Raw genomic sequence first — 22642 nt, 5'->3', positions numbered from 1 at the left:
TTAGTTCTTTCCCTGAATTCTTTCGAGCAAATGGAGTCTTGCCTTCGCCTCGGCCAGTCCGGGCGTTTTCGGGCCTCTGTCCGCCTGCATGACCCGGCCCATGCTTCCATCTCCAATTGGTGGGACATACACCCACACAGACCCACCGCTGTCAGACGCCGCAAGGCGATACATGTCTCGGGCCTTCTCGATATCGCGCCCTACACCTAGCCCTTCCTCGAATCTGATTCCCAGTTCGAGTTGCGCCTGCTTGTCTCCGGCGCGCGCGCGGGCAGCTAGTCGCTGCAATTCAGGATTGGTCTGGCCTGCAGCGAGGGGAACGCTCATGAAGCTGGCTCTGCTCGCGCAGGCCTGCAGCGTCAGAAGGGCTGTGGCTGCGGCGATCCCGGCGACGAGCCGGCGTCTCACGCCCGCGTTTTGTGATGCCATACGACCTCGCTCAAGCTTAACCTTAGCCTCACTGCTCTCGCCCTGCCTGTTGGATGCTCCTTTGAAGCGGACTGAAAAGGTACGATATGATTCTTCGAGTACCGGTTTTGACATCCACCGTTGCTGCCAGACCAGGGGTTGGCGCGTACTGAGAGTTGTTCGCGTTAATAACGTTCTTCTCCAGAGTGATGGTAGCAACATAGACCAGCCCTAAATCTTTATCCTGCACAGTATCTCAACTAATTGATCGCACTCTTACCGGTGCCGTTAATTGAATTTTTGATGAACTGTATTGCTATCAGCATCTTTGTAGTCCCCCACCAGAAGTTATCGGATGCAATTGCATTATCAATACCTTCAATCCCCGATATCGGGCGTTGGCCGGTCCTGTCCTGGATCGTGGCGGCGCCTTCGGATATCTGGTAATATTGGAAGTCAAGGACAACAACGGCCCCATCGCGGTACTGCTCAGGACGCCGCCCCCATCCGTCTTTTGGCGTTTCGGCTGTTCCAACGGTTGCGAAAAAGGCCTTCGTAAATGGGTCGGCTGTGCCGTCGATCACGGTGCTCACGAGACCGTCGATGCAGTTGAAGTAATAGTCGTCCGCCCCAACCATGATCAGCACAGGCAAGTCGGCCCTTGCTACTAGGTCCTCACGTAGAACCCAGCCATCCCTATCGAAGTCGTATTTAAAATTTCCCTTTACAAGTGGCTGTCCATTGGTTGGAGGAGCAGGGGGCGTGCTGCTAATGGGGGTGCCGATCGATATATACGACGATACGCCCGAGGGCCGAGGCGCTTCAATCGCTCTGGTCGGATCAGTCATTATTACCCCCTTTTTCGATAAACTCATCAATTACTGCGGTTGCGGCCCTTTGTCGTTCAACAAACTCATCATTTTGACAGGCGAGCAGCCAAAAAACTGAGTCGCGAATTTCTTGGCCATTCGTCAACATGCGACACATGGCTGTTTCGAATGCGTAACCTGGCAAGATTGGCCCGTCCGAGTGGACAAATTGGGCCGAGCGAAACTGTGCGACGAGCGATTTTTGCGTTCTGCTTGCCTGTCCAAGATCATCGAGCTCAATGTCAAGGAATGTCGGATGAATTTTGGCGGGCCACTTCGAGGAATGATCAGCACCTGCTGACTGGCAGTTATTAATCACCGCATTAAGTCTTCGTCTCAATAGCGCAAACTTATCAAAATAACGCACAGACCGTGCGATGTCGGGAAGGCGGTTGAGATACTCACCACAACCCGATGGTAGCGTTGATTCTAGAAGGCAATTCCATCCATCAAGAGCATAAGCGTCATAGTCTTTAGGTTCATTACCCTTTTGCCGACTGAGGCAGCGATCAGAGAAAAGTTCAATGCGGACCAAATCGTCTAGAATTATATCGACGGCTACTTTCCGAGGAGGGCGATTGTGCGCGTCCACTGCGTCGGGCACAGTAAAGTCTCTCGCCGAGCTCGAACCAAGCTGTGATATGTCTTGAGTCCGATCCCCTGACCATTCGTTACGTTGGATTAGCTTTTCTCTCGCTGCTGCGATCCCCGCCACGAGTGGGCCACGATTAATAAGCTGAGGCTTCACGCCATTGTTTGTAGGTACGTAGGTGATTTGAGACCCGCCGGTGGGGGTAGCCGCCAAGAAATACAGTTTCCGCGCTTTTTCCTGATTCGATGGAATTTGGTCGCCATTCTCGAACCTCATTCCAAGCTGATACTGGGCATTCTTTTCACCCGCTTTCGCTTCGCGTGCGAGAGCGGATAATTCGCTATCAGGTTGTAAGGGTATGCCCATGTAGCTGGTTCCGCTGCACGCGGTTATGGAAAGCACTAGCGTCTGTATAGCGAATGATTTCCAGAGTGCGCATACCTTGCGTCGTGATTGATAGAATAACGTCTGTTTTAGATTCACGAACGGTGAGAAGTGTTGCGAATTCATAGGAATTTGAAGAATGGACTTTATCGCTCTCGCCTTGCTTGAGGTAGGCTTTTCCCAGACCTGGCTAAACTGATATGAAATATTGCTCGATGTTTCGGTTGTAATCTCGAATGTCGCCGCCGACCTTAACGTTGCGGATGGTATGAGCCGAGAAAATGCTACTGAGCGCGACACAGCCGGGACCTTTCGCAATCGCCTGTTCTGCCGTAGATCTCTGCGGTTCCTTGCATCATTTCTCGTGGCCGGCCTGTGCTATGCTCGTCTGCAGCGGGCTGAGCAGATAGCTGATGATACGCCGGGTCCCAGTTTTCACATCCACAGTTGCGGCAAGACCCGGGGCCAGCCCGGTCCGCCGACCGTCCGTGTCTATGTAGCTCCGCGCCAACGCGATGGTGGCGATATAGACCAGGCCGAGGTCCTTATCCTGCACTGCATCGCGGCTGATCGAGCGAACACGGCCAGGGATCGTGCCGTAACGCGTGAATGGAAATGCCTCGAGCTTCACCGCCGCTTCCTGCCCGACCCGCACGAAGCCGACGTCCTTGTTGAGGATGCGAACTTCGACCTCCAGCCCACCGCGGGCGGGCACCACCGTCATCAACGGCTTGGCGGCTTCTACAACGCCGCCCACAGTGTGGACCTCGAGGCTTTGTACCGTTCCATCAACCGATGAAACGAGCCGCTGGAAACGGTTCATCTGGGTGGCCTTCGTTACTTCCTCACGACGCAGGATTGCGTCGGCCTCTGCCTTTGCAAGGTCGGTGAGTGCCGTATGCCTGGCTTGCTCACGGGCTTCGCGCCGCTGCTGGTCGAGCTTTCGCGCCTCGGCCAGGCCTCGGTCGACCTGGGCGAGGGCGATCTCACGATCCCCCGCTTCAGATCGCCGTTGGCGTTCCAGTTCCAGCAAGCGCTGTCCAGGTGCATATCCTCTCGCGTCCAACCGGTTCATGCGGGCGATCTGGCGATCGAGTATTGGCACCGTGTCGGCAAGGCGGGCTGCGGATGCTCGTGCCGCAGTCACGTCAGCAAGAGCGGAGGAACGCGCGTCGCCCAGGCTGGCGGTGCTTGCCTCGATTTGAGCAAGTTGCGCGGCGATCAGGCGTCGTTGGGTGTCCGCGATTTCCGGCCGCGTTCCGCTGGGAGCCGTGAAATGCAAACCCTTGCCGGATAAAGCGTCGGCAATTGCCCGGTTGCGGGCGATGTCGAGTTCGGTGCTCGCCAGTGCCTTCTGCGCGGAGGCGAGGTCGGCACCGGCCAGCGTTGGGTCAAGATCTAGCAAGGCCTGGCCCCGCCGCACAAAATCGCCGTTGCGTACATAGATCGCCCGAACAACGCCTGCTCCAGGTGACTGGACCAATTTGATGTTGCCGGTCGGAATCACGCTGCCCGGCGCAGAAGCGACGACGTCGATCCTTCCGAACACGGTCCACAGGATCGTAAGAAGCAGACCGATCGTCAGAATCCAGGCGGCCATCCGCGCCGTGGGAGACACAGGACGTTCGGCAACCTCGAGCGCGGCAGGAAGAAAATCGGCCTCACGGGAGGGGACGAAGGTCCGGCGCCATTCCCGATCCGCCCTAAGTGCTTCCTTGAGCACATCCCAATGGTGACGCCACGCGCTCATACGTCGGCACCTCGTGCGAAACCGGCACCGCTCTGGCGGCGATGCAAATCTGCATAGCGCCCGTTATTCCGCAACAGTTCTTCGTGATTGCCGCGTTCCACGATATGGCCAGCTTCCAGTGAGATAAGATTATCGCATTGCCGTACGGCAGAGAGGCGGTGCGCGATGATGATCACCGTACGGCCGGCGGAGATCGCCTTGAGGTTTTTCTGGATGATCTCCTCGCTTTCGGCATCGAGCGCGCTGGTCGCCTCGTCGAGAATGAGAATGCGCGGCCCAGTCACCAGCGCCCGGGCGATGGCCAGGCGCTGACGTTGGCCGCCGGACAGGTTGGTGCCACGCTCTTCGACCGGCGTGTCGTAGCCTTGCGGCAGCCGCACGATGAACTCGTGGGCGCCAGCCAGTTCAGCCGCCGCCATCACTTTTTCGAGCGGCAGGGCTGGGTTTGCGAGCGCGATATTCTCGCGGATCGAACGGTTGAACAGCAGATTTTCCTGAAGGACGACGCCGATCTGCCGCCGCAACCATGCCGGGTCGATCTGGGCAATATCGACGCCGTCGATGAGGACGCGCCCGGCAGCGGGCACATACATGCGTTGAAGCAGCTTGGTCAGCGTCGACTTGCCCGAGCCCGAGGAGCCGACGATGCCTAGCGAGGTGCCCGCCGCTACCGTGAGGTCGATGTCTTCGAGTGTCCAGGGACCATCGAGGCCATAGCGGAACTTGACGCCCTCGAACTTAACCTCGCCCTTGAGCGAGGGGAGGGCGACGCGGCTACCGGTACCAGGTTCCACCGGCTGGTTGAGCACGTCGCCCAGGCGCTCGATCGCGATCCGTACCTGTTGAAAATCCTGCCACAGCTGCGCCATGCGGATCACCGGGCCCGATACGCGCTGCGCAAACATGTTGAAAGCGACGAGGCCGCCTACGGTCAGGTCCTTGTCGATCACCGCCCTGGCGCCAAAATAGAGGATCAGAACCATATTGATCTTGGAGATGAGCTGGATCAGCTGGCTGCCGGTATTGCCAAGATTGATGACCTTCTGGCTGGCGAAGCTGTAGCCGGCGAGCTGCCGTTCCCAACGATCCTGCCATTGCGGTTCGACAGCGCCGGCCTTGACCGTCTGGATTCCGCCGATGCTCTCGATCAGGAGCGCGTTGTTGGCTGCCGCGCGCTCGAACTTTTCCTCGATGCGCGCGCGCAGGGGACCCGTGACGAAAACAGCGACTGCGACATAGGCAGGGATCGCCAGGATCGAGATCAGGAAGAGCTGCGTGGAATAGAACCACATCACCACAAGGAAGACGATCGTGAAGAGGGGATCGATCAGCACCGTCAGCGATGAGTTTGTAAGGAACTCGCGGATCGTTTCGAGCTGTCGTACCCGCATGGCGATGTCACCAACCCGGCGTGCTTCAAAATACGCCAGGTTAAGGCCAAGCAAGTGACGGAAGAGCTTGGCGCCCAGCTCGACGTCGATTTTCTGGCTGGTTTCCGAATAGAGCCGGGTGCGCAGCCACCCGAAAAGAGTTTCCCACACCGAGACGACGCCAAAGCCGATTACCAGGATCGTGAGCGTGTCGAGCGTATTGTGGACAAGCACCTTGTCGATGACATTCTGGAAGAACAGCGGCGAAGCAAGGCCCAGAAGATTGATGCCGAGCGTCACCAGCAGCACCTCACCGATCAGGCGGCGATATTTGACGATCTGGGGGATGAACCAGGAAACGTCGAATGCGCGCGTGACGCCGCCAATGCCTTCACGGGTTGTTACCAGCAGAAGTTCGCCCGACCACATGGCCTCGAGCGCCGCCCTGTCGACCTTCATGATCTGGGGCTGGACGCCTTCCGAGCTGTGGCATGGCGGCTGGATCAGGGCTTCATCGTCGCTGATCCGGGCAATGATGAACCATCCTGACGGGCCGTTGGCGAGTGCGGGAAGGGGTGTTTGCCGCAGCTTGTCATAGGAAGAGCGAACGGATTTAGCCCGAACGTCGTCCTGGCGCTTGGCAATGCGCTTGAGATCGTCGGCGTCTACGCCGCGGTCATGGCCAAGGCTATGACGCAGCTGTGCCGGGTCCACCGCGATGCGGTGAAGCGCAAGGAGCGTCGCATAGGCAATGAGGCCCGAGTCGTCTTGCCCCGCCGTCTCGGCTGAAGGTTCAGTCGCCTGGTCGGGGATCATGGCTTGGTTCTCGGGGTGGCGGTTGAAGGAGAGCGGGTTTCTGAGGCAGTCGGTCCGCCGCGCATGAGGTCCAGGGGGGCCTGGGCGGGCGAAGCTGCCGCAGGAAGGGCGCTTGCCTGCGATTCGGGCATCTCAGGGGCGCGAGGCCTGCCGCTCGGAGCACCGAGCCTGTCAATCGTGCGAATGACGCCGCCCCAGGGGACGGCGCTACGCCGTTCGACTTTTTCGAGATAATCGTCCGGGGCATAAACGGGCGGGTTGGCAAGCAGCCGCTTCGTCTCAAGTTGGCCCAGATGGCGCAACAGGATGGCTTGCGCGACATAGCGGTCCCGCTTGCTGCCTAGCAGGGCAATCTGCGTCTCATTGAGCGAATTCTGCGCGTAGAGTACGTCGAAAGTGGACCGCAGCCCTTCGCGATACTCCTCGAGCGTGCCCTCATAATAAATGCGGGCCGCCTGCACCTGCAAATCCTGCGCCAAGGCATTTCGATCAGCCGTCACCCACTGATTCCAGGCATTGACGATCGCCTGGACCAGTTGCCGCCGGGTTGCTTCGATACGAAGCGTATCGGCGGTCTGGCGATTGCGAGCCTGGGCAACGGCCGAGCGGATACGACCACCCGCGAACAGAGGGATCGTCAGGGTGGCGCGTCCGGTAAATGTGACGTCCTGATCTGCGCGGTCGAAATGCGCGGCCGGACCGGTCGTGCCGGCCGTGCCTCTGATCGATAGTTCGGGACGGCCTTCCGCTTGCGCAGCCGCGATCCGCGCCTGAGATGCATGGGCGGTTGCAATGGCAGCGGCAAGATCCGGGTTGCTCGCTTCGGCCATCGCGAAGGCTTCGTCGGCCGTACGGGGCAAATCCGGTAGCCCCGGCTCCTGCGCGAGATTGCCCGGCTCGCGGCCGACGATGGCCGTGAACGCCGCGCGACTGGATTCCAGCTGGGTTTCGGCGGCATTGAGCTGCACACGTGCCGCCTGTACTTGCGTCTCAGCCTGCGCAATGTCGGTTCTGGTGAGTTCACCGGCATCGCGCCGCGCGGCGATTTCGTCGAGGGTAGCTTCCAAAGTTCGTAGATTGCGCTGCCGGATTACAAGCGAACGGCCGTCGCGGCGCACATCGGTATAAGCTGCGATCAGATCGACGAGCAAATCACCCTCGGCTCCGCGCAAGGTTTCCCTTCCCGCTACGCTGCCGGCAAGGGCCGCACGCAAGGCACTTGCTGCACGGCCTCCCGTGTAAATCGGCTGGTCTATGACAAATTGGGATGCGAGATCGTTGCGCTCGATATTCGGGTCGTTGAGACGGTCCGAGAGGGGGCGGTTTGCCTGAGTGATTGCACCGGGCAATGTCAGTTCATAGCCACCTGACAGTTGCACCTGTGCCGACGGACGCGTCTGGGACATCGCTATGCCGACCTCGTCGTCGGTTGCCCGCAAATCGTAGCGGCGCGCACCTAGCCCTGGATTGGATGTAAAACTGTCCGCTATAGCGGCCGAGAGACTATCGTCGGCGGGCGGCGGCACTGGCTCTTCGTCAAAGGCAATGCGCGGGGTTGGATAGGCATCATGCGCTTTGTTCAGGCGTTGCGAAGGACCCTGGGCAGTGGCGTTGCCTGTCAGCAACAAGGCTGACGCCGTCACGGCAAGGCCGCCGATATACCGGTAGCAAAAACGCGCCATGGCTCGATCCCGATCGGATCAAACGCGGTCAAAAGCGAAAAGATGGGGCATAGCCGCACAATTTTGCGTGCAGGTCGCGATCGCGGACCGACGGCCGATAACGCCAACAGCAAGAGTCTTGTACATCGAAATTGCCAGCCCCCGAACGGCGCGGAAAAACGCTGCGCCTCATTCCCCGGATCACCTATTATCCCGTCAAGGGGCCAAGTCAATTGCTTCTGTTACGAGTAAAAAACAATCAATTTGAATGTAAGTTTTGGCGCGTTGAAGTGTTATCTCATCATTTGGCGATGAAAGTATCTTTCTGTTCGGTATGACAGAATATCATTGGTCGTGCTTCTTTAATGAGCACTGCAAATGCACTAATCAAGATTTATTGGGTCATAAAGCGTCACGCAATTAGGCGCGGACAACGTAGTCGGCGGCTCAGACTGTCAGTAGGTTTTCTTCAATCAGCTGGCCTGTTCCGTCAGGCCATCGTCTCGATCGCAACATGGACAAGCGGCGCGGTCTGCTCGGCCATCTTCTGCGCTCGTTCTCGTTGCCCCACCGTTGATATCCCCAGCGTTGATCAAGCGCCTGAGATTTGCATTTTCCGCATCCGCGACAGGAGCCGAACTCCTCTCGGACTTCGGCTCCCATATGCTGCGGTCTGTGCGTTTCCACGCCCATTATGCGAAGAAGTCGACAGGTTTTGTCGCCTCCTGCTTCCAGCCCGTAAGACCGTCGCCTGCCGGTTGGGCTCCGAATGTCACCATGCTCTGGATCATGGAAGCAACGGTCTGGTTGATCCGGGTCGGGTCTGAAGGCGCAAAGGGCTGTTGATCCGCCACTTTGTCGAGAGTCTCGCTTCCCTCGCCCGCGAAGAGCTTCACGATGGCAGGGGGTGACTCGGATATCCGGATCAGACGGTCGCGGCCTGGGGAGTTGGTTGCGAGATCGGCAAAATTGCTAAAGCCATCTTCAAGGGCTGTCGCGAGTTGGTCGGCCGCCGCAAACGGGTCGATAATCCCTGCATCGGCTTTGTTCGGTATGCCACCGTCTGGCAACTCGTTCACCACGGCAGGAGAGGTGCTGGAGAAATAGGTGAGGGCGGCATCGACGAACTCGGCCGCCGAACCGTCGGCGCGGGTATAGCTGCCCTTATTGACGATCACGGTCTCGCCGAGGTCAAATTTGCCCTCAACGGCGGTGCCGGCGAGATTGATTGACTGAACACCTGATCCGTCGAGCGTTGTGATCTCGCCGTCATCGACCGTTCCGTCGCCGTTCCGGTCCTGCCAGATGCGGAACTGTGCGAAGCGAGCGTCGGTGCCCGATAGGATGCCATCGGCGTTGCTGTCGAAAGCGCGCAGTCCTGCAAGGTCGCTGGCCGCACCGGGCAGGTCGTTCACGAAGCTGAACTCGCCGGCATTGCTGAGCGTACCGTCGCCGTCGCGGTCGAGGAACAACATGCCCTCGCCGGCGCCCATCCAGCTGGTGTCGTCGGCAATCCCGTCGGCATCCATGTCATAGGCAGCACTGCTAGCCAACGCGGATACCGTCGTCACCCCGCCACCATCGAGATCGAGGAGGATGGGAGCAGCCAAGCCAATCTGCACGCCGTTCTTGAATTCGGCGATCTCGACGCCGGTCAAGGTGTCGGTGCCGTCATTGCCGTCCTGGGAGGCGGCGTTGTCGACGATCTGTATGTTGCCGCCCACAGTTGAGATCGAATAGGTTGTAGATATCCCGGCGAACACGCCAATGTCCGATCCGGCGCCACCGTTGATCACATCGTTGCCTGCGCCGCCCGTCAGCCGGTCGTTGCCGCCGCCGCCATTCATCGCATTGGCCGCCGCATTGCCGATGATGACGTCATTACCTGACCCCGTCTCCACATTCTCGAAATCATACACGCCATCGGTCTCCGCGCCCGAAGTCGCGGAATTGGCGCCAAGGTTGACGACCCAGGCCGCCGTTGCGGTGGCGTAGGACAGGGTATCTGTCCCGCCTCCGGCATAGACCATGTCATTGCCGGTTCCCGGGGCAATGAAGTCGTCGCCGGCGTCGCCGGTGACGGTGTCGTTGCCGCCATCGCCATAGATCACGTCATTGCCATCGCCGCCGTAGATGCTGTCATTGCCCGCGCCGCCAGCAATCTGATCGGCGCCTGCGTCACCGGTGATCGTATCGTTGCCATCACCGCCATCGATGATGTCGTCGCCAATTCCGGCATAGATTTGATCCGTTCCTGCCCCGCCTGCGAGAATATCGTTTGCGTCGCCACCAGTGAGCGTATCGTCTCCTTCGCCTCCGTTCAGATTGTCCGCGCCGGTGCCGCCATTGAGCTGGTCGTTGCCCGCCCCGCCAAGGATCGTGTCGTTCCCGGCGTCCCCGTTGAGGATGTCATCGCCATCTGCGCCATCGAGCATATCGGTGCCGTCACCGCCATTGAGGCCGTCATTCCCGGAACCGCCCAGCAGGGTATCGTTTCCACCGCCGCCGTTCAGTGTGTCGGTTCCTGCCCCGCCTTCCAGTATATTGGCTGCGCTCGAGCCGGTCAGCGTGTCGTTGCCCGCGCCGCCGCGCACATTTTCGACATTCGTGATAGTGTCAGATTCGCCGCTTGCGACGCCCTGCGCGGTCGTGACGGCCAGGCTGATGCTGAGGTTGGTGGTGTAGGCCGAATAATCGACCCAATCGATGCCCGCGCCGCCATTGAGGCTGTCATTGCCGGCACCCCCGACCAGGACATCGTCGCCAGCGTCGCCCGTGATGGTATCGTTGCCGTCTCCGCCATAGAGCGTGTCCTGACCGTCTCCGCCGGAGATTACGTTCGCCGCGCTATTGCCGACGATCAGATCGTCACCCGCGTTACCGGAGATCTTCGTGATGGCGCTCAACGTCACGCTCGTAAAATCGAAGCTGTCGGCATTGTCGCTGCCGGCAATCGTGACGCCGCTATAGGTTCCACCCGAGATCGTCTCGATGTTCGAGAAGGCGGCGAGACGGATGATTGCATTGTTGGCGAGAGCCACGATGCTGTCCGTGCCTGCGCCGCCGTCGATAGTGTCGTTTCCGGCAGCGGTTCCAGTGAATTGGAACACGTCGTTTCCGATACCGCCCGACAAGTTGTCGTTTCCGGCAGACCCCAGGATGGTGTCGTTTCCGGCGGAACCAAAGATGGTGTCATCGCCCGTTCCGCCATCGATCCGCGTGATATTGACGAGCGTGGACGCGCCAAAGTCGAGTAGATCGTTATTTGCCGAGCCGCGGATATAGACGCCGGTGTAAATGCCGGCGGTGATTGTTTCGACGCCGGACAGGGACGTAAGGCCGATGGCGGTGTTGTTGGCCTGCGCAGCGATCGTGTCATTGCCAGTGCCGCCGTCCACGCCGTCATACCCGTCACCGGTCCCTGTTGCCTTGAACAGGTCGTCGCCGAGCCCGCCGCTGAGCGCATCGTCGCCGATACCGCCCACCAGCGTGTCGTTGCCGGAGCCACCGTTCAGCGTGTCATTGCCCGCGCCGCCCTGGATCGTATCCGCGGCAGCGGAGCCCATGATGACATCGTCGCCGTCAAGGCCGTTTATCGCGACGATCCCAGTCAGCGTGACATTGGTGAAATCGAGCGTGTTGGCACGATTGGTCCCCGTGACGGTCACGTTCGAATAACCGTTTGCCGAAATCGTCTGAAGTCCGACCGTCGTGCCGATCCGGAGCGCCTGGCCATTGAGGCCTGCGTTCAGCGCGGTGGGCTGATTGACGAACAGGAAGTCGTCAGCACCAAAGTTCGAGAGTGCAACATCCTCGACGACGATCGCCGGACGGCCATTGATTGCGATCTTCACGTCGTCCCCGTCCTGCGAAAGGAACGGAGCGAGGTCCGCGAAGCTGGTGAGACCGTCCGAGCCGTTGAGGAAAACGATCTTGTCGGCGCCATCGTGGAAGTCGCCGATCGTCGCCCAAAGCTCCTCCCAGGCCTCTGCCTCCAACATGGTCGAGTCGAACACGAAATAGTCGTAGCCCGCGCCGCCCATGGCGTAGTTCTGGGTACCAAACAACTCGATAACATCGTTACCGCGGCCGCCATAGACGCTGACTGACCAGTTGTCGGCCGTGACATAGTCGTCGCCGTCCAGGGCATCGACAGAGGCGCCGCTCGCACCGTTGCCAAGGATCCGTTCGCTCGCGCTGCCGATATTCTGCCAATCGCTCAGCATGCGCGTGGCCGTCGTCGTGGGCCAGGGAACCGCCCCTGTTGTCGGAGTCGGTCCGAAGCCGCCCGATGTTGCCCAGCTACCGAACATGAAGTCCGAGGCATCAAGGTCGGCAAGCGTGATGTCCTCAATGACGATCGCGGGCAGGCCCGCGAGGACAATGTCGACGTTCGCGCCGTTCTGGATCATGTGCGCCGCGAGCTCGGCAAAACCGTCGACGCCTCCCGTGCCATTGACGATGCCTATGCGATCTACACCATCTGTGAAGTCGGCGATGGTCGCCCATGTCTCCGCTTCACCGCCGGCGAGGAGCGAGAAGCCGTCGAAGATGAAGGTATCCGCGCCTGCGCCGCCTTCGCCAGAGCCACTATAGTACATGAACTCAAGGATATCGTTCCCGTCCTCGCCGTGCAGCGAAACGGCCCAGGCGTCGGCAGTCATGTAGTCGTCGCCGCCCAGCGCCCATATGCCAGCATTCTGCGCGCCGCGACCGACAATGCGGTCGTTGCCCTCGGTAAACTGGCTCCATTGCGAGGGCGTGTACTCGGGACCGGTCGGCAGCATGCCGACGACTAGTGTGATCGTGTCGCTTGCCGAAAGACTTCCGTCGCTGGCGGTGATGCGGATGCTGTAGTCGCCAAGCGCACCCGCACCCACGGTCCCGGTCAGATGGCCATCTGTCAAGCTCAGCCAGGAAGGCAGTGTCGAGCCATCGGTCATGCTTGCCGTATAGGTAAGTGCATCGCCATCGGGATCGCTGAAGGCGCCCGCAGGTATCGTTACATCGAGCGTCGCGCCGCGGATGGTGGCGACATCGCTAAGTGGCTGCAGCAGCACCGGGGCGTCATTCTCCCCGCTGGAGGCATCGAGCGTCAGGCGGAAGATATCAGAGACGGACAAGCTGCCGTCACTTGCGATGACCTCGATGTCGATCGCGGTGTAGCCTGCGGGCGGCGTACCAGTGAAGCGTGCGCCGTCGAAGGCGAGCCAGGAGGGCAGGGGATTTCCGCCAGCGAGGCGCGCGGTGAGAGACAGCATATCGCCATCGACATCGGTGAAGCTGCCAAGGGGCAGGGCCACATCGATCGCATTGGCGCCTGAGAGGCTCACATCGGGCAGCGCAGCGATCAGGACCGGCGCATCGTTGACCGGGCTTATCGCGAGCATGAAGCTGTCTGCAACGCTCATTGTGCCATCGCTTGCGGTAACGCGGATCTCCAGCGTGCCATGGAAATTAGCCGGAGGCTGGCCGGTGAAGCGGCGGGTTGCCGCATCGAAGGCGAGCCAGGAGGGCAGGGCGTCGCCGCCGGCCAGCGTGGCGGAGAGAGCAAGCGCATCGCCGTCCACATCGGCGAAGCTACCGGTAGGCAGGAGCAGGTCGATGGCCTGGTCCTCTGCGTACTCATGATCGGCGATAGGCGTCAGCACCACGGGCGCATCGTTGACGGGCGTGACGGTGAGCAGGAAGCTGTCGGTGACGCTGGCACTGCCATCGCTTGCCTCTACCGTGATCTCGATGGACCCATTATAGTTGGCAGGCGGCGTTCCGGTGATACGTCCGCCTGCGAAAACCAGCCATGATGGTAGCGGCGCGCCGTCGCCAAGCCGTGCGCTCAAAGTGAGCACATCGCCATCCATATCGCTGAAGCTGCTGGCCGGGACGGCGATGTCGATCGCCATGTCTTCCGCGACAGACACATCTGCCAGCGTCTGTACCACAACAGGCGCATCGTTGACGGGATCGATGATCAGGCGGAACGTGGCGCTCGTCGAGAGTAACCCGTCCGATGCGGCGACGACGATATTGAGGAGGCCGTTGAAGTTGGCAGGCGGCTGACCGGTGAAGCGGCCGGCATCGAACTGCAGCCAGGACGGCAGCGGATCACCCGAGGCAAGGGTGGCGGACAAGGTCAATGCATCGCCATCAACGTCGCTGAAGGCGCCCGACGGAATCGTGAAGTCGATGGCCTGGTCTTCGAGGTTCTGTCGATCGACCAGGGCAAGAGCCGCGACCGGGGCATCGTTGAGCGGCGTGATTGTGAGCGCGAAGGTGTCGGCGGCACTTGCGTTGCCATCACTCGCCCGGACCTCGATTTCGATGGTCCCGTGATAGTTGGCAGGTGGGGTGCCGGTGAACCGGGCACCATCGAATGATAGCCATGCCGGAAGTGGTGAACCGTCACCCAGATGGGCCACGAGCGTGATCACGTCCCCATCGATATCCGTAAAGATTCCGGTCGGGAGCAGCAAGTCGACCGGGCTGTCCTCGCTCGAGGCCATGTCTGCGATCGGTTGCGCCACCATGGGCGCATCGTTGGTGCCTGCAATCACCAGATCGAACGCGTCGCTGACGCTGCCCTGGCCGTCACTCGCGGTGATGCGCAGGCCCAGAATGCCATTGAAGTTTGCCGGCGGCTGTCCTGAGAGCACACCATTTGCGACGCTAAGCCAGGCGGGCAGCGGGCTGCCGTCGGCGAGAGTGACCGAGAAGGTCAATGCATCGCCATCATTGTCCGTGAACGCACCGGTCTGAAGGGCGAAGCTGAAAGGCTGGTCTTCGGTTCCCGACAGGTCGGCCAGCGCCTGCGTCAGGACCGGAGCATCGTTGACCGCATCGATGACGATCGCAAACTGACGGATGACCGTAGCCGTCTGGTCCGCCGCCAGGATTTCCAGGGTTACTGTACCATTGAAATTGGCCGGCGGCGTGCCGGTGAACGTCCTGGTCTGGCGATCATAGGCAAGCCAGGATGGCAGAGCCGCGCCGCCGACACCGCGGACTTCGACAAGAACCGTGTCGCCATCGGCATCTGAAACAAGATTGTCGGGCAAGGTCGCCGTGAACGGCTGGTCCTCGGTCCCACGCAGGGCAGGGATCGCGCCGATCACTGGCGCATCGTTCACCGCGGCGATCGTGACCGCGACCCGGGCGATGTCGGTGACGCTGGCGGAATCGGTGACTTCATAGTCGAACCAGGCATCGCCGTTGAAATCGGCATCGGGCGTGATGATGAGCTGGCCGATGCCATTGGTGGTAACCGTCAGGCCGTGCGTGTCGACGATGCGGCTGAAGACAAGGGCCTGGTTGTCGGGCTCGATGTCATTCTCAAGCAGTTGGGAGATGAACAGCGTCAGCGGCGGCTGATCTTCGCTGAGCGACAAGGTGTCGTCGCCCGCGATCGGCGCGTCGTTGACCGGCAGGACCTCAATCTCGACAGTGGCCGTGACCGGGAATCCGGAGGCGTTCGTGATCGCATAGCTGAGCAGCAGCGTGCCATGGAAGTTTGCCGCGGGCGTGATCCGATACTGTCCGTTCTCGAGTGTCGCGATCGAAGCATCGGCCGGCGCGCCGATGAAGCCGAGGAAGGTGATCGTCTCGCCTTCAGGATCATAGTCATTCGCAAGAAGCTGGGCCGGATCGATATCGATATAGGTGTCTTCGAGCGTGCCGAACCCATGGTCGGACACTGCGATCGGAATGTTGAACTCCGGCAGGATGGTGAGGGACACTCGGCCGATGCGATCTGCGCCATGCGCGTCGGTGACGCGATAGGAGAAGGCGGCGTTGCCAAAATAGCCCTCGCGGGGCGTGAAGACGGCGGTGTTTCCGACCATGGCAACGGTGCCATTGTCGCCATCGAGCAGTTCGACGATTGCAAAGCTGTCGCCCTCGATGTCACGATCGTTGGCAAGAAGCGTAGCCAGGTCGATGATGAGAGCCGTGTCCTGGTCGCCGACGAACACGCCTTGCGGATTGTTGCCGGTGCCCACGCCATCGGAATTGGCGTAGGGGGCATCGTTGACCGGTGCGATCTCGAACGAGAAGGTCCCGGTGCTTGTCAGACGGCCGTCCGTGATCGTGTAGCGGAAGGTCGCGGTCCCGCTGGCATTTTCCTTGGGCACGAAGCTGTAGCGTCCACCTGGCAGGCGCTGAATGCGGCCCAGGTCGCCGCTTGTCTCAAGCGAGACGAGACTGACCGTATCGCCGTCAAGGTCGCTGTCGTTGCCGATCAGGTCGGCGGCTGTGAATTCGAACGGCGTATCCTCGTCCGTGCTGAACAGGTCGGCCACTGCGGTCGGTGCATGGTTGGTCGATTGCACATTGATGGTGACGGTGCCGGTCCGTGCGCCATCGACATCGTCGTTGATGATATAGTCGAACCCGGCCTGCCCGCTGAAGTCGGCGTCGGGTGTGAAGACGATCGTCGTGCCGTCGAAGTTCAGCGTGCCGTGAGCGGCATTGAGGACTCCGACGAGGCGGATAGGATCGCCATCGACGTCATGGTCGTTCGCCAGGAGCTGCGCTGGCGTTATGACGATCGGGGTTTGCTCGAGCGTCGAGAAGCTGTCGGGGCCGGCATAGGGCGCTTCGTGACGCCCTTCGACGGCGATCTGCACGGTCGCGCTGCTGTCGCCCTGGAGATCGTCGGTGATGACGTAGGAGAAGCTGTCCTCGCCTGACCACCCCGCCTCTGGCGTGTAGGTGACGCTCGCCGCCAGCTTGCCGTCGAACAGATGCGTTCCCGATGCGCTGTGGCTGTCGCCGCCGGTAGTCGCGGTCCAGACGATGTCGAAGCTTCGGCGCAGATCGAAGGGAACCGTGGCGGTGACAAGGCCGGTGGCGCTGTCGACGTTCATCCATACGGGCAGGTCGGATCCGTCCGCCAGCTTCGCCGTCCAGGTCGCCCCAGGCGCTAAGAGCGCGGCGGGCGGGCCATAGGTGACGATGCCGTCATGGATGACGAGCGTGCCATGGCCGGCCGCGGAAACTGCCTTGACGCGCAGATAGTCGCCGTCGTCCTCGCGATCGTTGGCGATGAGGTCCATCAGCGCGAATGTCAGAGGCTGGTTCTCGATGGTCGCCAGCGTATCGGCAACTGCATCGGGCTTCTCGGCGGTCGGAAGCACGTTGAAGATGATGGTCCCGCTATTGTGCGAGATGCCGCCCTTTTCGTCGATCGTCGTGTAGCTGATCGCGATCGACCCGTTGAAGTCCTCCGGTGCGGAGAGGTCGATCTGCTCGCTCGACGTGCGGATGCCGATGCCATTGGTCCCGCCGTCCGCCAGCGTGAAGCCGCTATCGACAACCACATCGGTGAGGATCGAGAAGCTCGGCAGGCTGCCATTATTGCCGGCGACGTCGAGGCGTACGCCCAATGCACCGACATAGGCCGGCGGCGGGGTGCCGTCGAACGCAAGCGTTCCCTCGTTGAAGGCAAGCCAGTCTGGTAGCGGCGCTTCGCTTTCGCGTTTCGCCGCGATGTCCGCAGCAGAGCCAAGGTCGATCGCGAAGAGGCCCTGGGACTTGAAGAAGTCGCTCTGCTGGAGGAGCGCGTTGATCGCCGGATCGAGCGGCGCGGCGGGGCCGATGACGAATTCGAGGGTGAACCCGCGCTTCGCGGCTGAATAGCTGCCTTCCGGCACGACAGGGGCGTCGGGCGTGAAGCTCAGCTGGAGGCGAACCGGCTGCTCATTGGCGTCGGGCGTTTCGCCCGTCAGCGCCAGGGTCATCGTGTCGACGTCGAACTCCAGCCATTCAGGCAGCGGTCGGCCGCCTTCCAGGCTTACGGAGAAGCTGCCATGGCTCACATCGAAGAGGGCCAAATCGCTTTCATAGGCAATGCCCGTTCCCAGCGAGGCCGGGTCGATCGCCAGCGTGTCGGTGAAGACGCTGGCCGGGTCGCCGGCTTGCGCCCCGGGCTTGGTGAAGTGGAGCACGACATCGAGCGGCATAGTGACGCCGGCTTCCGGTGTGCCGGCGAAGCGCAGAGTGGCGGGATCGAAGATCAGCCAGGACGGCAGGGCATCGCCATTGGACAGTGTTGCCGTGACGGTTGCGCCCGAGGGGAGATTGTCGGCGCCGAAGGCGATCTCGCTGTGATGCGCCTGGCGGACCGTGAAGCCTGACAGGACGGTGTCCTGCACGGACAGGCCGTTAGCGAGGCTCTGGTTGTTGCCGCTGTTGAAAGTGAAGCGCTGCACGTAGCTGCCTGCGGTCGGGTCCTTGAGGATCACGCTGATGGTCGCTGTCGAGCCTGCAGGCGCCTCGCCGGTGAAGGTCATGGTCGCGGCGTCGAAGCTCAGCCAGCTGGGTAGATCTTCGCCGTTGGCTTGGCGTGCGATGACCGTGTAGTCCGCCGAGAGATAGCGGGTATCGAGCACGCCCTGCACACCGGCGCTGCGGAAGAACAGCACATCGCCTTCGGGTTCGACATCGTTGCCGAAGGCTTCGGCCGGGATGACGAACAGCGGCTGGTCTTCCAGGCCGGTCACGAGATCGTCGCGCAGGGTAGCGCCGTCGTTTTGCGGCAGGATGCCGATCGCGACATAACCCGTTGCGGTGCCGCCGCGGCCGTCGCTGATCGTATATTCAAAGCCCGCATTGCCATTGAAGTCGGGCCTCGCCTTGAAGACGATCTGGCCCAGCTCGTTAACGCTGACCTTTCCGTTATCGGCAAAACGCTCGACGCCGACGAAAGTCAGGCTGTCGCCGTCCGCGTCGCGGTCGTTTGCGAGCAGTGTCGCGGGATCAATGATGATCGTCTGGTCTTCCAGAATCGTGAACCGGTCGCCGATCGCCTGCGGGGCATAATTCGCCGGAAGAACATCAATGAAATAGGTGAGCGTAGCGCTGGCTCCGCGCTCGTCGATCACATCGAACGAGATGGCCGCCGTGCCTTCACCGTCGGGCGTAAATGCGATTGTCGCGCCGTCGAGGACCGCGGTGCCATTGAAGGCGGCGTCGCCATCGGCGGCTGCATGGAGGCCGACGAAGGTGATGGCATCGCCTTCGATGTCGTAGGCGGTGGCCATGAGGTCGGCGACGGCAATGCTAGTGGTCCGCCCGAAGCGGACATTTTGCTCAGACTCGCCGGAGCCGCGCGGGGCATCGTTGACCGCGTCGAAATAGAGTTCGATCGGCGCCACCGAGCGTGCACCCGACGGGTCTTCGAGGACGTAATTAAACCCGGCGAAGCCGTAAAAGTCGGTGCGTGAGATGATTTCGAGATAGTCGCCGGCTACGCGCGCCGACAAATTGGTTCCGGCCGTCCATTCGCTGCCATTGCCGTCATAATCGAACGGATCGATCGGGTTTCCGTCCGCGTCGACAAGCGGCGTGATTCCCACGACGCGCAAATCTTCCCAATCGTTGTCGATATCATAGTCGTTGTCCTTGAGGACGGTATCGATGCGAATGCGCAGGATTTCGTCCTCGACCCCGTGGAGCGCCGCATTGGTGTCGGGCACCGCGACCGGTGCGTCGTTGACGGCTGCGACATTGACCCGCACGCGGGCCGTGGATTCGCGGCCATAGGGATCGGCGACAGTATATTCGAAATAGGCCTGGCCGTTGAGGTTCGCCGGGGCCTGGAAGGCAATCATGCCGTCTTCGCGAATCCAGGCATTAGCCCCGCCGGTTCCGTTGACTGATTTGAGCACCAGTTGATCGACGCCTTCTTCGGCGTCGTTGGCGAGCAGCGTCGCGGGATCAACGACGGCTACCTCGTCCTCGACGCCGAAGAGATAGACGTCATCCTCCGCGTTGAAGCGGCCGATGCGTGCCAGATCCTCGATCTTCGCGCGATCCCAGACCGTACCATTGGCGAAGGCGATTTCCTCGATGCCACTCTCATTGCCGAGGAAGTGATCCTTGATCAGCATCGTATCGAAGGTGAGCACGCCAGCGACATTCTCAAGCTCGATCAGGAGATCGTCACCCTGGCGGACCAGCGAGACATCCTTGGGCAGCGCGCCCTCCTTAATCGCCACGCGATCGATATCGCTCGCAGCGCCCTGTTCGATGACCTGGTCATTGTCGCTGTCGAAGCCGAGCAGATAAGTATCGGAGCCAAAGCCGCCCTTGAGCAGATCCTCACCGTAGCCGCCATCGAACATGTCATTGCCGGTGGACCCGATGAAGCTGTCCGCAAACACTGACCCCAGCAGCATCTCGATGCTGACGAGCGTGTCGCCGTCGGCTTCGCCGGTCAGGCCCTGGCCCAGAGACAGGTCAACGGTCACCGCCTCGTCGGCAGCGCTATAGTCGGCGGTGTCGAAGCCACCGCGCCCGTCGATCAGGTCGGCGCCGAGTCCGCCGCGCAGACGGTTGTCGGACGCGTCGCCACGCATGATGTCGTCGTGGTAGGAGCCCTGGACGATTTCGATCTTGGAGAGCGTGTCCCCGAGCGCATCGCCGCCGCCCGCCATGCTATCTGCAAGATCGATCGTGATGCCTTCCGCCGACAGCGAATAGTCGGCAATGTCCTCGCCTTCGTCGCCGATCAGCGTATCGGCGCCGCGTCCACCGATGAGGACGTCGTTACCCGCGCCCCCTGAGAGAATGTCGTCGCCGCGGCCGCCTTCGAGCCGGTTGTTGCCGGCATCGCCCTCGATGGTGTCGGCATAATCGGTGCCGATGACGTTCTCGATGCTGGTTAGCGTATCACCGGTCGCGTCGCCGCCCGAGGCTGTGCCGTTCGCCAGCGAGATGGTTACGCCTTGCGTCGAAGGCGAACTATCGGTGGCGTCGAAGTAGCTGGCCGTGTCGATGCCGTCGCCGCCATCCAGGATATCCGCGCCGACGCCGCCGTCGAGCGTATCATTGCCAAGGCCGCCGATCAGCATGTCGTTGCCGGCACGACCTTCGAGCCTGTCGTTCCCGACGCCGCCTTCCAGGCGGTTGTCGCCGGCGTCGCCACCGAGCTGGTCGTTATAGTCGGTGCCGACAAGGGCTTCGATGCCGACATAGGTGTCGCCTGCGGCTGTACCGCCCTGGCCGACCCGCGATTCAAGATCGGCGCGTACACCGACGTTGGAGCCGGCGAAGAGCACGGTGTCGAAGCCCGCGCCGCCGGTGATGTGGTCGGCGCCGAAGCCGGCGTCGATGATGTCGTCGCCGTCGCCCGCATCGATCACATCGTCACCATCGCCGGTCTCGATCCGGTCGTTGCCGCCGAGCGCGAGAATGAAGTCGTTGCTGTCGAGGCCCTGGATCAGTTCGTCCTGCGCATTACCGACGATATAGTCGACATAGCGGCTGCCGCGCAGCGTTCCGTCATACACTGCCTCAACCGTGGCGTGGACGAAGCCGGTATCCTCAAGGCCGGTCGGGTCGGCGATGCGATACTGGATCGTCGCTTCGCCCGAATAGCCGGGGTTGAAGCGTATGACGACAAACTGCTCGCCAGAGAAAGTGACCACCTCGGCCGTGCCGATGCTGACATGGTTGCCCAGCGCCAGCGCAACGGGGTCGAGCACTTCGTCAATGCCCACGAAATGGGGCAGGGGCCCGCCATCTACGTCGTAGTCATTGGCTATGAGATCGGAAACGCGGAGAACCAGCGGAACATCGAGAGGCGTGGCGAAGTCATAATCGTCGACGACGGTCGGGTCGTCGGGCTGGGCGATGATCGTGAGATCGACATAGCCCTCGGCGATGCCGCCTTCGACGGTGTCGTCGGTGATCTGGTAGAAGAAACCGGACGATTGGGTGGCATTCGGATTGGGCGTGAAGAGGATATTGCCATCCGCGTCGAATTCGAGCGTGCCGTTGAGATCATGGTCGGGCCGGAAGCCCAGGAACCGGAGCGGATCCCGGTCCATGTCGCTGTCGTTGGCGAGCAGCACCGAGATCGGAATGGTTGCCGGCACGTCTTCAAGGACGTCGACAAAATCGTTCCGGGCCACCGGAGGGCCATCGCTCACATTGTCGAACCAGAGCGTGACCCTGCCGTCGTCGACCGCCCCTTCGAGATCGGTGACAAGATAGTAGAAGCTTGCTTCGCCCCAGAAATTTTCGTCGGGCGTGAAGATAATCGTTCCATGGTCGGTAAATGTGATGTCGCCGTTGACCGCGGTCGGAACGCTGCTCTGATCGGTCGCGAAGGTGAGGGTAAAACCTTCGGGATCGAAATCGTTCTTGAGCAACTCCAATATCGGGATCTCGATCGCCACGTCTTCCGGTCCGCGCAGGAACTGGAGGCCCGGCCCGGTGTAGCCGTCGTTGCCGGCCACGGGGCGATCGTTGACCGGTTGATAGGCGATGGTCGCGCGGGCCCAGGACATGCCGCCCTGGCTATCATTCACGCGATAGTCGAACCAGGCATCGCCGTTGAAGTTGGCGGACGGCGTGAAGAGGATTGTCTGGTTGGCGAGAAGCTGAGCAATGCCGCCATGGCTTGTTCCGATGGCATCGATGACGAGCGGGTCATTGTCCGGGTCCGTATCGTTCGACAGCAGCCCGGGCACGATGGCACCGTTCACCTCCTGGGCAAGAGCGTTGAGAATAATCGGATTATCTTCGAGGATCGGATCTCCGCTCTGGGTCGTCACGATAAGATCGCTATTGGCAACCGGCGCATCATTGACCGATGCGAAGCTCAAATTAACACGTCCGATCGACGTTGCGCCCGACGGGTCCTTGACGATGTAATCGAAGTGAGCATTCCCCCAGAAATAATCGCGCGGGATGACCTGGATCAATCCGTCCGCATCAATGCTGACTGTGACGTCAGCATTGGAGAGAACGGACTGAAGGGTAAGGATGTCGCCATCGGCATCGCTGTCGTT

At 61.0% G+C, this 22642-nt stretch carries 7 protein-coding genes (1 of these 7 cut by a window edge); all 7 read right to left on the bottom strand.

Annotated features, from left to right (window positions below; all coding sequences use genetic code 11):
• Nucleotides 1-327, bottom strand: a complete 327-nt coding sequence (locus KRZ98_RS19145; RefSeq protein WP_156448132.1) for an SEL1-like repeat protein — start codon at nucleotides 325-327, stop codon at nucleotides 1-3.
• 341 nt (nucleotides 328-668) lie between these two features.
• The gene (locus KRZ98_RS19140; RefSeq protein WP_156448133.1) at nucleotides 669-1256 is read right to left on the bottom strand and encodes a hypothetical protein; all 588 of its coding nucleotides are present in this window, start codon (nucleotides 1254-1256) and stop codon (nucleotides 669-671) included.
• A complete protein-coding gene (locus KRZ98_RS19135) occupies nucleotides 1249-2379 on the bottom strand; it encodes an SEL1-like repeat protein (RefSeq protein ID WP_217674954.1) in 1131 nt (376 codons plus the stop codon). Before KRZ98_RS19135 ends, KRZ98_RS19140 begins: the two co-directional genes overlap by 8 nt.
• A 229-nt stretch (nucleotides 2380-2608) precedes the next feature.
• Nucleotides 2609-4003 carry an HlyD family type I secretion periplasmic adaptor subunit gene (locus tag KRZ98_RS19130; RefSeq protein WP_066768629.1) on the bottom strand — a complete coding sequence of 465 codons (1395 nt, stop codon included), beginning with the start codon at nucleotides 4001-4003 and terminating at the stop codon, nucleotides 2609-2611.
• On the bottom strand, nucleotides 4000-6189 hold the full coding sequence (locus tag KRZ98_RS19125) for a type I secretion system permease/ATPase (RefSeq protein WP_066768639.1): 2190 nt from the start codon (nucleotides 6187-6189) through the stop codon (nucleotides 4000-4002). Before KRZ98_RS19125 ends, KRZ98_RS19130 begins: the two co-directional genes overlap by 4 nt.
• A complete protein-coding gene (locus KRZ98_RS19120; protein WP_066768642.1) occupies nucleotides 6186-7871 on the bottom strand; it encodes a TolC family outer membrane protein in 1686 nt (561 codons plus the stop codon). Before KRZ98_RS19120 ends, KRZ98_RS19125 begins: the two co-directional genes overlap by 4 nt.
• A 671-nt stretch (nucleotides 7872-8542) precedes the next feature.
• Nucleotides 8543-22642 carry the end of a tandem-95 repeat protein gene (locus KRZ98_RS24280; protein ID WP_254798696.1) on the bottom strand. Its footprint extends 17172 nt past the window's final position, so only the last 14100 of its 31272 coding nucleotides appear in the window; its start codon lies beyond the right edge, outside the window; the stop codon is at nucleotides 8543-8545.

The sequence above is a fragment of the Sphingobium sp. AS12 genome (genome assembly GCF_019097845.1).
GTDB lineage: Bacteria > Pseudomonadota > Alphaproteobacteria > Sphingomonadales > Sphingomonadaceae > Sphingobium.
Note: the sequence above shows the minus strand (reverse complement) of the source record. Positions and strands in the feature narration are given on the sequence as shown.